The sequence below is a fragment of the Lyngbya sp. CCAP 1446/10 genome (assembly GCF_026130175.1).
Classification (GTDB): domain Bacteria; phylum Cyanobacteriota; class Cyanobacteriia; order Cyanobacteriales; family Microcoleaceae; genus Microcoleus.
Genome location: NZ_JAIGNI010000064.1, coordinates 1 through 13541, shown reverse-complemented (window position 1 = coordinate 13541; position 13541 = coordinate 1). Strand labels below are relative to the sequence as shown.

At 50.3% G+C, this 13541-nt stretch carries 8 protein-coding genes; 1 reads left to right on the top strand and 7 read right to left on the bottom strand.

The window, feature by feature from the left end; genetic code table 11:
- Positions 1 to 103 precede the first annotated feature (103 nt).
- The 7 genes from K4039_RS22190 to rpsT all read right to left on the bottom strand — a co-directional run bounded on the left by K4039_RS22190 (position 104) and on the right by rpsT (position 12891).
- Complete coding sequence (locus K4039_RS22190; protein WP_375339822.1) at positions 104 to 4282, bottom strand: DNA-directed RNA polymerase subunit beta''; 4179 nt, start codon at positions 4280 to 4282, stop codon at positions 104 to 106.
- A gap of 217 nt (positions 4283 to 4499) precedes the next feature.
- Positions 4500 to 6377, bottom strand: coding sequence for a DNA-directed RNA polymerase subunit gamma (locus tag K4039_RS22185; protein WP_265238611.1), 1878 nt, complete (start codon positions 6375 to 6377; stop codon positions 4500 to 4502).
- A gap of 83 nt (positions 6378 to 6460) precedes the next feature.
- Entirely contained in the window at positions 6461 to 7549 is a 1089-nt protein-coding gene (locus K4039_RS22180) for an HNH endonuclease (protein ID WP_265238609.1), read from the bottom strand.
- Positions 7550 to 7682: 133 nt separating this feature from the next.
- Complete coding sequence (gene rpoB, locus K4039_RS22175) at positions 7683 to 11066, bottom strand: DNA-directed RNA polymerase subunit beta (protein ID WP_265238607.1); 3384 nt, start codon at positions 11064 to 11066, stop codon at positions 7683 to 7685.
- Between the two features lie 267 nt (positions 11067 to 11333).
- Positions 11334 to 11537: a hypothetical protein gene (locus K4039_RS22170; RefSeq protein ID WP_265238606.1), complete on the bottom strand. Its 204-nt coding sequence runs from the start codon at positions 11535 to 11537 to the stop codon at positions 11334 to 11336.
- Positions 11538 to 11658: 121 nt separating this feature from the next.
- The gene (locus K4039_RS22165) at positions 11659 to 12438 is read right to left on the bottom strand and encodes a TatD family hydrolase (protein WP_265238604.1); all 780 of its coding nucleotides are present in this window, start codon (positions 12436 to 12438) and stop codon (positions 11659 to 11661) included.
- Positions 12439 to 12591: 153 nt separating this feature from the next.
- Positions 12592 to 12891 (bottom strand): 30S ribosomal protein S20, encoded by a 300-nt coding sequence (gene rpsT / locus K4039_RS22160; RefSeq protein ID WP_265238602.1) that lies wholly within the window; start codon positions 12889 to 12891, stop codon positions 12592 to 12594.
- 467 nt (positions 12892 to 13358) lie between these two features.
- Here rpsT and K4039_RS22155 point away from each other — a divergent pair.
- Positions 13359 to 13541: hypothetical protein (locus K4039_RS22155; protein WP_265238600.1), on the top strand; the 183-nt coding region annotated here is incomplete at its 3' end.

Genomic DNA, 13541 nt, shown 5'->3' with positions numbered 1-13541 from the left:
AGATTTTTCAACCAACGCTTTAGCTAAGCGTTGGTTGGGACGAACCAAAAAAATTGCCGCACAGTTCAGGATCGCTGTCTGCGCGACAATCTCAAAAAACTTCTTAGTCTTCGTCCTCGTCGAAGTCCTCGTCGAAATCATCATCGATCGGTCCTAAGGAATCATCATCAGTATCAGGGACAAAATCGTCGTCATCAACTTCAATTTCCTCAAAATCGTCATCAACATCAACCTCAATTTCAGAGACAGGGGCGACATCAAAAGGACTCTCGATCGTATACTTGCGGCGGGCAGTGCGATCGTCCACCACGACATCTTCCTGCAAATCGTGGATATCGTCATCAAACACAGCACCATCAAAACCAGCATCCTGAACACTAGCATCCTCATAGGCATTAAACCCAGTCCCGGCAGGAATCAAGCGGCCGATGATCACGTTTTCCTTGAGGCCGCGCAGCCAGTCAGACTTGCCCTCGATCGCAGCTTCAGTCAGCACCCGCGTGGTTTCTTGGAACGAAGCAGCAGAAATAAAGCTGTCGGTATTGAGCGAAGCTTTGGTAATCCCCAGTAGTACCGGAGTATAATCCGCCGGCGCTCCACCAGTAATTGACATCGCCTCATTCACCTGTTCCACCTGCCGCAGTTCGACTAACTCGCCGGGGAGCATGGTAGTGTCGCCACCGTCCTCCATCCGCACTTTGTTGGTCATCTGGCGGACAATCACTTCGATGTGTTTGTCGGAAATATCCACACCCTGAGACTGGTAAACCGATTGCACTTCGTTGACTAAGAAAGTCTGCACCTGCTGGAAGCTCTCCAAAGCTGCCTCAAAGGTAGGCTGGCGCTCTTTGAGAACTTGGAAAAATACTTCCAGAATTTCGTGAGGATTGGCGGGGCCGTCGGTCAAAGCTTCGGCGACGCCCACACGCTGTCCGTCAGAGACGATCGGGTTTTGGCCAGGTAACAAAGGATACTGCTCGATCCTGCCGTCATCCTCTACTACCGCGAGTTCGACAATATCGTCGTCGGTAGCTACCTGAGCCGTCCCCGGACGCTTAGCTAAAATACAAGCTTCCTTCGGTTTCCGTCCTTCGAGTAGTTCTTCAATCCGGGGCAAACCTTGAATGATGTCCCCGGTTTTGGCTCGCTCGAACACCAGGATGACTAAGTTGTCGCCACGTTGCACCAAGTCGCCGTCGTCTACGTGGAGCACTGCACCACCAGAAACTCGGTAAGGACGGGCTACCCGCAGGACTATTTTGGCTTCTTCTCCGTTATCGGAGGCTGGTATAACTTTCACGACTTGACCGGACTCTTCCAGAATCACTCCCGGTGCTACCTCAGTACCAGCTACCAATAACTGACCAGGGCTGACTGCTGGTGTACCCGCTACTGAAACTGTCACAGAATCCGCCTCCCGCATTACCAACAATCGGCGTACCGGTTCGTTGAGTCCTTCGCGGATGCCCCGGACGATACCTGCTTCTTTGCAGAGAATTTCGGTGCGGGCTACCACTGCGCCAGGGGCGATCGACTGTCCGTCTTCTACCAACAGTCTGGTGTGGGTACTACCTTGAGTAGGATCTGCCGACACGTCCCGCCGAATTACCAGCGATTCCAAAATCACCAACTGCAAGCGGAAAATCCGAGAAGGCGCTGGGGCTTCTTCGCCTTCTACCAGAGCCAGTTCTTGCGACTGCACAATCGCATCAGATAGACCCCAAGCCGGGCCGGAACCGTCGGCTCCAAAAGCCAAAGCGTCCCCATCATCGGGTAGGAGTTCGATATCCGCTGCCAGTTGCGGCGCGCCGGAACCGATTTCTAAGATGAGCTGAGTCCGCAGGAGTTCGAGTCCTTCGACTGATTTGACGCGCTCTCCGTCTTTGTAGGGGAGCCGCTGGACTGCTTTGAGGGAGATGGACTCGTTGAGTGCTGTCTGGGAAGGTATGGGCGGTTTGTCGGGTACTGGAAACTCTACTACTGGCCGCAGCAATAAGGCTGGGCCTTCGGGGGTTTCGATGTATTCGGCATAGCCCAATTCTTCGGCAATTAATCCGGGGAAGATTTCTTGACCGGCGCTGACTATTTGACCTTCGCCCAAGGTTAGTGGTGGGCGATCGACTGCGTGCATGGTTCCGGGCTTGATCACAATTTCCCGGAGGATGTCGTTTTTCTGGGTGACTTCTACCGCGCCACTGGTTTGGCAGAAAATATCTTTGACGACTTCGGTGCCGGCTTCGACGTATTGGCCATCTTCTACTAGCAGCAGGGAGATGTCTTTGTTGACTTCGTGGCACTCTTCGGCAATCCACAGCAGAGTGCCGCCTTTGACTACTTCGTAGCCGAGTTTGGCTTTGCCGCGCTTGTGGACTTCGACTCCGGCGTATTTGACGATGCCTCCGGTGGCGGTGCGGTAGCTGTCATCGAGCAGTTCGGCTACGACTTCACCGTTGATGACTTTGCTCCCCGGCGCTGTTTTCAAGGAAAACCGTTGGTTGGAAGCAGTTTCGATGATGTAATGTTCGCGGCCGCCGGCGCTTTCCGATCGCACAATTGCTTGATCTAGCAACACTTGAGCGGTGATGATTTCGATTTCTCGCTCGTCGGCGATGCGGACTACGCCGCCGTGTTCGGAGACGAGTTTCGTTTCGGCGATGACGCTTTCTGCCACGATGCGATCGCCATTTTTGACGGCCGGTTCGGCGCCGGGGAGTAAGTTATAGACTTCTCCTGAGAGAATCCAAATCAGTCCGCCTCTGCTGGCGGTGCGAGTGGTGTTACCTTGGCGATCGGTTTTTTCTTCTGGTACTAAGTCCGCAAACTTGGCTTCGCCTGCTAAATCGGAGGCTACGTCGGTTGTGACTTTTTCTGTGGTTTTGCGGGCGGCGCGTCCGACGATCGGCACTTCTGCCAAAACTTGACCGGAGATAGCGCGCTGTCCGTCTTTGACCATTAGGGTGGAACCTTGGACGATCGCGAATTCAACTTTCAGCTTCTGATTTTTCGCGCCGGATTTGCCTTCTTCATAGCCTTCACCCTCCAATACGAGTTTGCCGTTGTTTTCGGCGACGAGGGCTTCTTCGCCATGTCTAGTGCGGAAGGCGCGGGTGCGTAAATTCTTAAACTTTGCCACGCCGGGGAATGGTGCTCGTTCTTGTTTAGCGACTTCTCCAGTAAATACGCCGCCTGTGTGGAAGGTACGCATGGTGAGTTGGGTTCCCGGTTCGCCGATCGACTGGGCGGCGATAATCCCGATCGCTTCTCCCATGTCCACCATTTTCAAGTGGGCGAGACTCCAACCGTAGCAGCACTGGCAAACGGAACGGGTGGCTTCGCAAGTTAGGGGCGATCGTAAATATACTTCTGGCACTCCAGACTTACCGATTTCCCCTGCCAACTCTTCAGTAATTGGCTGATTTCGGACGGCTCTTTCGTTGCCATAGGTCACGATTTCCTTGGTTTTGGGGTGTACCACATCTCGTGCCAACACCCGCCCTAGTAGCCGATCTTTCAGGGGAATCAGCACGGTAGCGCCATCGGTCATCGGCCGCACGCGAATCCCGCGCTGAGTGCCGCAGTCTACTTCACGCACAATCACATCTTGGGATACATCGACCAACCGGCGAGTCAGGTAGCCAGAGTCGGCGGTACGCAGGGCGGTATCTACTAAGCCTTTGCGGGCGCCGTAGGACGAAATAATGTACTCGGTAACAGTCAGTCCTTCGCGGAAGTTGGTTTTAATCGGCAAATCGATGATTTCTCCTTGGGGGTCTGCCATCAATCCGCGCATTCCGACGAGTTGCCGCACTTGGGAGATGTTCCCGCGCGCGCCGGAGAATGCCATCATGTACACCGAGTTGAGGGGGTCTGTGGCTCGGAAGTTTTTGACTACTTCATCTTTGAGGTCTTCTGAGGTGCTGTTCCAGGTGTCGATTACTTTTTGGAATCGTTCGACTTCGGTGATTTCGCCTCTGGTGTATTTCTGTTCGGTGATGCGGATTTCTTCTTCGGCTGCATCGAGCAGTTGTCGTTTGATTGGGGGTACTTGCAGGTCGTCTACGCTAATTGAAACTCCGGCTTTTGTGGCAAACCGGAAACCCAAATCTTTGAGTTTGTCGGCCATTTGCGCTGTGCGGGCCGTTCCATAGTTCATGAAAGACCAAGAGATTAGTTTTTTGAGCTGACCTTTGTCAACAACTCGATTGCGAAAAACAATTTCCTTATTTTCCTTATTTTCTGTCATTTTTCTACTGTTAGTAATTTGATAAGAGTCATTAGTCATTAGTCATTAGTCATTGGGCATTGGGCATTGGTCATTAGTCATTAGTCATTAGTCATTAGTCATTGGTAACTGCTAATCAATACAGGATTCAAGCCACATATAGCGGTTCTCAAGCGTGGTGAGGTATGCCCCATGCCCCATGAATGCCCGATGCCCAATGCCCGATGCCCGATGCCCAATGCCCGATGCCCGATGCCCGATGCCCTATGCCCAATTCCTAGTTGTTAATTACCGATTCGATCGTTTGGTGATAGATAATCCGACCGGGAGTAGTGCGAATGAACTGAGTAATCAACTTGCCCTCCGCATCTTCCCGAACCCGGCGGAACTTGTATTCTTTCGTCACTACTGTACCGTCTGCCGATCGCTCCGTCTTCAGCGGTTCCCCTTCCGGTTCTGTATTTTCGATCGCACCTTGAAATCTCACCCACACATAAGAGTGCAAGTTAATCACTCCTTGTTCGTAAGCTACAACCGCATCGGTAAAGCTAGAGAAATAGTGACCCGCTCCTTTTTGAGCATCAAGATTTTCGGCGGTTAGGTAATAGCAACCGAGCACCATATCTTGAGAAGGAGTAACGATCGGTCTTCCGGTTGCCGGCGACATAATGTTATTAGAAGCCAGCATCAACAAGCGGGCTTCCGCCTGAGATTCCAGAGACAAAGGAACGTGCACTGCCATTTGGTCGCCGTCAAAGTCAGCGTTAAAAGCCGGACAGACTAGCGGGTGAAGCTGAATCGCCCTCCCGTCCACCAAAATCGGCTCAAAGGCTTGAATCCCCAAACGGTGCAGCGTGGGTGCCCGGTTCAGCATGACAGGGTGTCCTTCAATCACCTCCTGAAGCACGTCCCAAACGCTAGGATCGTTGCGCTGGATCAGTTTTTTGGCGGCTTTGATGTTGTTGACTAATCCTTGGCGGATCAAACGGTGGATGACAAAAGGCTGGAAAAGCTCGATCGCCATTTCCCTCGGCAAACCGCACTGATGAATCTTCAGTTTCGGCCCCACAACAATCACCGAACGTCCAGAATAGTCAACCCGTTTCCCCAGCAAGTTTTGCCGGAAACGACCTTGTTTCCCTTCAATGATGTCTGACAGCGACTTCAGCGGACGGTTGTTTGCGCCTACCACAGTCCGGCCCCGGCGGCCGTTGTCAATCAGCGCATCCACAGCTTCTTGTAGCATCCGCTTTTCGTTGCGAATGATAATCTCTGGTGCCAGAATTTCTTGCAATCTCGCCAAGCGATTATTGCGATTAATAACTCTTCGATAAAGGTCATTAAGGTCACTGGTTGCAAAACGTCCACCGTCTAGCTGTACCATCGGCCGCAAGTCTGGGGGAATCACCGGAATGACATTGAGCACCATCCAATCGGGATGAGAACCCGTAGCGATAAAGTTGTCAATTACCCGCAAACGTTTAATTAACTTCGCGCGTTTTTGACCTTTAGCATTAGCAATATCTTCCCGCAGCTTTTCCGCTTCACTTTCTAGCGGAATATTTTGCAGCAAAACTTGCAAAGCTTCTGCACCGATTCCTACTTCTACGCCGGTTAGGGTGGAATCTTCGCTGTAAAGTTCATCTTCTATTTCCAGCCAAGCATCTTCTGTGAGTAATTGCTTGTATTGGAGCTTTTCAGCATTACCAGCATTCAACACAACATAGGCGTTGAAATAAACAATTTGTTCGACATCTCGCAGGGGCATATCTAACAGAATTGCCATGTAACTGGGGATGCCTTTGAGATACCAAACGTGAGCTACTGGAGCTGCTAATTTAATAAATCCCATCCGGTGGCGGCGGACGCGAGATTCAGTGACTTCAACACCGCATCTCTCGCAAACAATGCCTCTATGACGAACTCTTTTGTACTTGCCACAATGACATTCCCAATCTTTTGCAGGCCCAAAAATGCGCTCGCAAAACAATCCGTCCATTTCTGGTTTTAATGTTCTGTAGTTAATCGTCTCAGGTTTTACAATTTCGCCCACTATCTGACCATTGGGTAAAGTTCTCTCTCCCCATTGTCGAATTCTTTCTGGTGAAGCTAACCCAATCTTTACGTAATCAAATCGTTGTTCTATCTTAGCCATTCTTAACTCCAATCGATGATTTACTTGAAATTATTTGCTGTAATTTATCTTCTTTGCTTGATTCTTTGGTGATTAAATCAATCTCAGACTCCTTTATATGTGACATTATTTTTAATGTCATAAATGACACTTGTGGACACTGCAAATTCCAGAGCAATTTTAGCAATGGATTCTCCAGCTTTAATGCGTTCTCGCACATCTTGCGCTTGAGCAAAAGTCAGTTTGCGATCGAGATATCCACCCATGCGAGGAATCGGAACCTCTTCGCCTTCTTCCTTCCAAGTCAGGTGATACTTAATAGTGTGTATAGTTGCGGGATTTACGCCGTATGCTTCAGCTACATCCTTCATTCTGTCTCCTGCTGCTAATTTTTGCCGGATTTCTCGCACTTTTTCCCAGTCTAATTTGGCATTGGAAAGGGGATGACTTTTTCCTTGGCTGCGTCCTTTTTGGGAAGCATCTAATAAATTCTGAGTACGAGTACCAGCCCACAGGTGTTCTGGATTAATACAACTGGGAGTATCGCAAGTATGACAAGCATCCATAGAGGTAGGAAGTTCATATCCTAATTTCTCTGCTAAAACAGCACGAGTAACTGATTTTGATTTCCCATTTTTCCAGTATCTGCCATAGCCTGAACCATCTTTTCCGCCTTGAAAAATTATGCAGCCGTTGTCTTGAATTTCTCCTAAAAAACGTGGGGAAACTGTGATGAAGTTATTGGGAATACTTGTCTGAACGATCTTAGTAATAGTTTCATGTTGTACCCCATACTCTCTTGCTAGATGGTTCTTGATTGTTCCAGATAAATATTTAGTCTGAATTTCTCGTAGTTGTTGGATAGACAATTTATCAATTCCCGGAATACTTTTGCGTCTGGGAGTTTTGCGATCGCGCCCCATCATCTGTCCGGTATTCTCAGCAGCCGATCCCGCTACCAGATGTGCCGGGTTGATGCAGCTTCGGTTGTCGCAGGTGTGGCAAGCAAAATAACCGGAATCGAGGAATCCCGCTATTTTTGATTCGAGGACTAATCGGTGGACTAATACCGTTTTGCCATCGATCCACTTACGCCCGTAACCGTTTTTCAACCTACTGCCTTGCCAGTTAATACAGCCTGTCTCCAGGTCTAATGCTCCTTCAATTCCGGGGATGACTGTTACAATAGTCATGTCAGCGTCTCTCTTTGTTAGAGCGTTGATTCGCCTCAGCAGTGTTGATACCACTGCTGAGGCATTTTAATTGGAGATTGTCGATTTGAGATTGAATGCTGTCAAACAATCTCAAATCGACAATCTCAAGTCCCTAATCCTCGTCTTCGTCGCGAGAAAGCGATTCATAAGTAGGCCTGGAGGGCGATCGCCGCCCACCAACGTCTGCCATCAAATCAACCTCAACGTGCTCGCTACCTTCGTCGTTCGTATTCACCTTGTGCACGGCAATATCCAAGCACAAAGATTGCAACTCCCGCATCAGCACCTTAAACGATTCCGGCGTACCGGGGCGTGGGATAGCTTTGCCTTTAACAATGGCATTTAAAGCTTCATTTCTACCCTGCATATCATCCGACTTCACAGTCAGCAACTCTTGCAAAGTATAAGCTGCACCGAACGCTTCGAGAGCCCAAACTTCCATTTCCCCGAACCGCTGTCCGCCCTGCTGCGCTTTGCCGCCCAAAGGCTGTTGCGTTACCAGCGAGTAAGGCCCAGTGCTCCGGGCGTGGATTTTGTCATCTACCAAGTGGACGAGTTTCAGCATATAGGCGATGCCGACTGTGATAGGTCGATCGAACGGTTCGCCAGTTCTGCCATCGTAGACAATAGTCTTACCGGGGTGTTTTTCGTTAAATATCCACGGTTTACCCGTTTTTTCGCGCGCCTCCTCTAACTTGCCGTGAACGGTTTCCCGCGACTTTTCAGCACCGTGCATTTCATCAAAAGGCACCATCTTGAACCGCATGGATAGATTTTCGCCCGCCCAGCCCAGCAAGCACTCAAAAATCTGACCCACGTTCATCCGCGATGGTACACCCAAGGGATTGAGCACGATGTCAACGGGAGTCCCATCGGGTAAGTAGGGCATATCCTCCATCGGCAGAATCCGGGACACAATACCTTTGTTACCGTGGCGGCCGGCCATTTTGTCGCCGACTTGAATTTTGCGTTTTTGGGCTACGTAGACGCGGACAACCATGTTGGCGCCTGGAGGTAGTTCGTCGCCCTGTTCGCGAGTGAAAACCCGCACGTCTACTACGCGGCCTTTTTCGCCATTAGGAACTCGGAGGGAGTTGTCGCGCACATCGCGGGCTTTTTCGCCGAAGATTGCTCTGAGCAATTTTTCTTCTGGCGGTTGGTCGGATTCACCTTTGGGGGTAACTTTGCCGACCAAAATGTCGCTGGCTTCTACCCAAGCACCTTTGCGGATGATGCCCTGTTCGTCTAGCTGGCGCAGTGCGTCTTCGCCGACGTTGGGTATTTCGCGGGTGATTTCTTCGGGGCCGAGTTTGGTTTGGCGGGCTTCGATTTCGTATTTTTCAATGTGGATGCTGGTGTACACATCTTCGTATACCAAACGCTCGCTAATGAGTATCCCATCTTCGTAGTTGTAGCCTTCCCAAGGCATATAAGCTGCGATGATGTTCTGACCCAGAGCCAGTTCTGCCCCTTCGGTGGAGGAACCGTCGGCGAGGACTTGACCGGCAACTACTCGATCGCCCTCATAGATCAAAGGACGCTGGTTTAAACAGGTATCCTGGTTAGAGCGCTGATATTTTTGCAGTTCGTGCTCGATACAGCCTGAGTATTTTTGCTTCCAAACCGAGGGCTGTTTGGTTTTGAGGTCGTCGTATTCCCGAATCAGGAAACTTTCCTCGCTGGAATTCGACTCAGCATCTACCGCCAGGGGCTTGACAATAATCCGGGTAGCATCGATGTAAATTACTTCGCCGTTAACCTTGGAAACTACTACCATCCCGGAATCTCGCGCGGCCTGAGCTTCCAAACCCGTACCCACGAGTGGCCGTTCTGGTTTGAGTAGCGGCACAGCTTGCCGCTGCATATTCGAGCCCATCAGAGCGCGGTTGGCGTCGTCGTGTTCCAGGAATGGAATCAGGGATGTGGCGACGGAGACGATTTGGACTGGCGATATCGCCATGTAGTCCACCTGCATCGGGGTGGTGGTGGTGAACTCTTGGCGGTAGCGAACGGCTACGGTTTCGCCCAAGAGGTTGTTGTTTTCGTCGAGGCTGATGTCTCCGGGGGCGACGCGCAGGTCATCTTCTTCGTCGGCTGTCATATATACGGGGGCTTTGTCCCGCAATACTTGTCCTTTTTCTACTGGATAGAAAGGAGTTTCGATGAAGCCGTAGGAGTTGACGCGGGCGTGGGTTGCCAAAGAGCCGATGAGTCCGGCGTTGGGGCCTTCTGGTGTTTCGATCGGGCAAATCCGGCCATAGTGGGATGGGTGAATATCTCGCACTGCGAAACCGGCGCGTTCGCGAGTCAAACCTCCTGGGCCAAGGGCGGACAGACGGCGTTTGTGGGTCAGTTCTGCTAGGGGATTGGTTTGATCCATGAACTGGGATAGCTGGGAGGAACCGAAGAATTCCTTGATTGCTGCTACCAGCGGTTTGGGGTTGACCAGGGAAGCGGGGGTGAGGGAGTCGGCGTCTGAAACCGTCATCCGTTCGCGGATAATCCGTTCTAAGCGGTTCAATCCGACGCGGACTTGGTTTTGCAGCAATTCTCCGACACTGCGGACGCGACGGTTGCCTAAGTGGTCGATGTCATCGGTTGAACCGATGTCGAATTCGAGGTTGATCAAATAGTCGATCGCCGTCAAGATATCTTGGGATGTCAGTACCCGCATGGTATCGGGAACTGTCAAACGCAGTTTTTTGTTGAGTTTGTAGCGGCCGACTCTGCCCAAATCGTAGCGTTTGGGGTCGAAAAAGCGTGAGTGGAGAAGCTGTTCGCCGCCTGCTACGGTGGGGGGTTCGCCCGGACGTAGTTTGCGGTACAGCTCCATTAGGGCTTCTTCTTCGCCGAATTGTCCTTCTTTTTCGATCGTTTTTTGGAAGTATTCGGGGTGGCGCAAACTGTCGTAGATTTCGCCGTCGGTGAGTCCCAGGGCTTTGAGCAGAACTTGGGCCGAGAGTTTGCGGGTTTTGTCGATTCTCACCCAGACTAAATCGTTTTTGTCGGTCTCGAACTTGAGCCACGCGCCGCGGTTGGGGATCAGGCTGGCGTTGTAGGAACGGCGGCCGTTTTTGTCGGTTTCCGATTTGTAGTATACGCCTGGCGATCGCACGATTTGGTTAACGATGACTCGTTCTGCACCGTTGATGATGAAAGTGCCGCGCTCGGTCATCAAGGGCAAATCGCCGATGAAGACTTCTTGTTCTTTGATTTCGCCTGTTTCTTTGTTAATCAAGCGGGTGGGGACGTACATTTGCACTGAGTAGGTGCTGTCCCGGCGCTTGGCTTCGTCTACGTCATATTTCGGGCGCTTGAGTTTGAAGTCTTTGCCGATGAAGTGGAGTTCTAGCTTACCCGTGTAGTCTGTAATCGGGGAGAAGCTGTCTAGTTCTTCGATCAGTCCGGCTTCTAGAAACCAGCGAAAACTTGCCCGCTGGATTTCGATCAGGTCGGGCAAGGTGAAGGCGAATTCTGTGTAATCTTTAGTGGTCATGGGTGTCCTTTTTCCGCAGTGGCTCTAGCTTTTTACATGGCGCCAAGGCTGGGCGTTTTTACCTTGTTGCGTTTTTTTGATGGATTGTGTGAGAGAATTTATATGATGTTTTCGATCGCCTGCCAACTGCTGCAACGGCTATTTTTACTGGTTGCTCGCAGTGTTTTTGTGCGGATTTTGGCTTGGATCGAGATGCTTTTAGCTTCGACCTCTTGGTGCTTCAGGGTAAATCCCCTACACATTTGACTCCTAAAATTGACTTGACAGCTATTGCCAAATTGCCGAGTTTCCAAATTTCTTCTGATGTGTAAGTTGTGTAAATTCGAGGTATTGCTTGAAGTTTTTGCCTGCCCCGAAGGTGAGCGGGCACTCGCCGAAGCTCGCAGTTCGGCGCAGGGCGATGGTGCCGATAGTGAGCCAACGCCCGATCAGTCGGTTCTTTTTATTATAGGACGCAAATCCGATCGCCACAGGCAACTCCCAAAGAATCTGAAATTAAGGATGAATCCGGTTTTGGGTTGCCGGATATAGATGAGATTTTCCCGATTTTCTGCCCTTAACTCTATCTGTTTTCCTCGTTTCTTTGCTCTAGCTAAACTGAAAAGCCGAATAGCTGACAGGCATTTTCAGTTGTCTGTTGGGACAAAGTTAAGAGAGAAACTCCTCTCAATTTAGCAACTTGCTCGGCCACGTAATAGACGTAAGCTGGTTCGTTGCGTTTTCCCCGCTGGGGTACGGGGGCGAGAAAAGGGCAATCTGTCTCGACTAAGATGCGATCGCTATTTACCATACAAGCTGATTCTTGTATTTGCAAGGCTTTTTTGAAGGTGACATTTCCGCTAAAACTGATGTAGAAACCCAAGTCTAAAAACCACTGGGTTTCTTCGGGTGTGCCTCCCCAGCAGTGCATCACACCGCGCACCGGACCGCGTTTTTGCCAAAAGTTCCGAAGCATTTCGGCCATTGGGGCGGCGGCGTCGCGACAGTGGATAATCACTGGTTTGTCAAGTTCCTGCGCAATTTCAAGCTGTGCCTCAAACACTTTAAACTGGTGTTCGCGATCGTCTGCTTTAAAAAAGTCTAGTCCGGTTTCGCCGATCGCCACTACCCGATCGTCAGAAATTGCTAATTTTCTAATCAGGCTTGCAGTTTCGTCTTTCCACTTGGCGGCATCTAGGGGATGAAGCCCCACCGCAAAGGAAACTTCTGCAAATTGATTAGCAATCGCTTGAATTCCGGCAAACTCTTCTGGCTCTACACAAGAATGAACCAATCGAACCACACCAGCTTCGCGCCAGCGTGCTCGAACGGCTTCTAACTCAGACTTGAAAGCCTCAAAGTTGATATGAACGTGAGTGTCGATAAGCTGCATGGGCTAATGGGAGAGGGGGAGAGTGGAGGAGGGGGGAGAGTGGGAGAGTGCGGGAGTGGGAGAGTGGGAGAGTAGTAGGAAAAATTTTCTTCCTTCTTTCTTCCTTCTTCCCTCTTCCTTCTTCCTTCTTCCGTCTTCCTTCGTCCTTCTGTCTTAGGATGCTACTTGTGTTTCGTGTGGCTTGAGGGTTCTTGCCAAACGGGACTTTTTGCGATCGCCGTTGTTACGGTGCAGTACACCTTTTTTGACAGCTTTGTCAATTTTGCTGTACGCCTCAGACATACGTTGCTGCACTTCTTGCATTAATTCAGGTGTCGGAGATGCGGCGTACTTCTCAACGGTCGTGAAATACTTCTTCATCAGGGTTTTGACCGCTGACTTGTAAGATTTGTTGTACAAGCGGTTGCGCTCGGCGATTTTGACTCGTTTGACGGCGGACTTAATATTTGCCATAGTTCAGTTTGTGGAAGTAGGTATTGATTGATACATCATAGTCTCGATATAGTCTCAAGACACGGAGATTTTGAGGGACAATCTTTTTGGGTGCGATCCGCAAAAAGCTTGATTTTTTTTAAAGCTGAGTCAGCGATTAGCCGACCGCTCAGATTTAAGCTGAGTCTGCGGTTACTTTTGCAAGGGCGATCGCGCAATAATTTTTAATTGACTCATCTAACGACCCATTTTTTACCCCTGACGATACCCAAAGGTATGACACGGGTGTTATCGAGGCGTTTTGCGGGGTTTCCACCGTCACGAGTTAAAGTCACGGTTTATTGCGCGCAATTTTCAAGTATACAATAACTTGGCGTTTTTTTATAAAAAATTATTAGGTGTGAGAAAATCTAATATAGCATGGATTCCGCTCAAAATCCCATTCCCGGAAAAATCCAAGTTAAGCTATAACAAAGAGTACGGGTTATTTGGGCTTCGCCTTTGAAGCACTTGCAGAAGACGGAAGGAAGAGGGAAGAAGGAAGAAGGAAGAAGGGAGAAGGCAGAGGGCAGAAGGCAGAAGGGAGAAGGCAGAGGGCAGAAGGCAGAAGGCAGAAGGCAGAAGGCAGAAGGGAGAGAGAATATTTTTCCCCTCTCCCCCCTCTCCCCCTC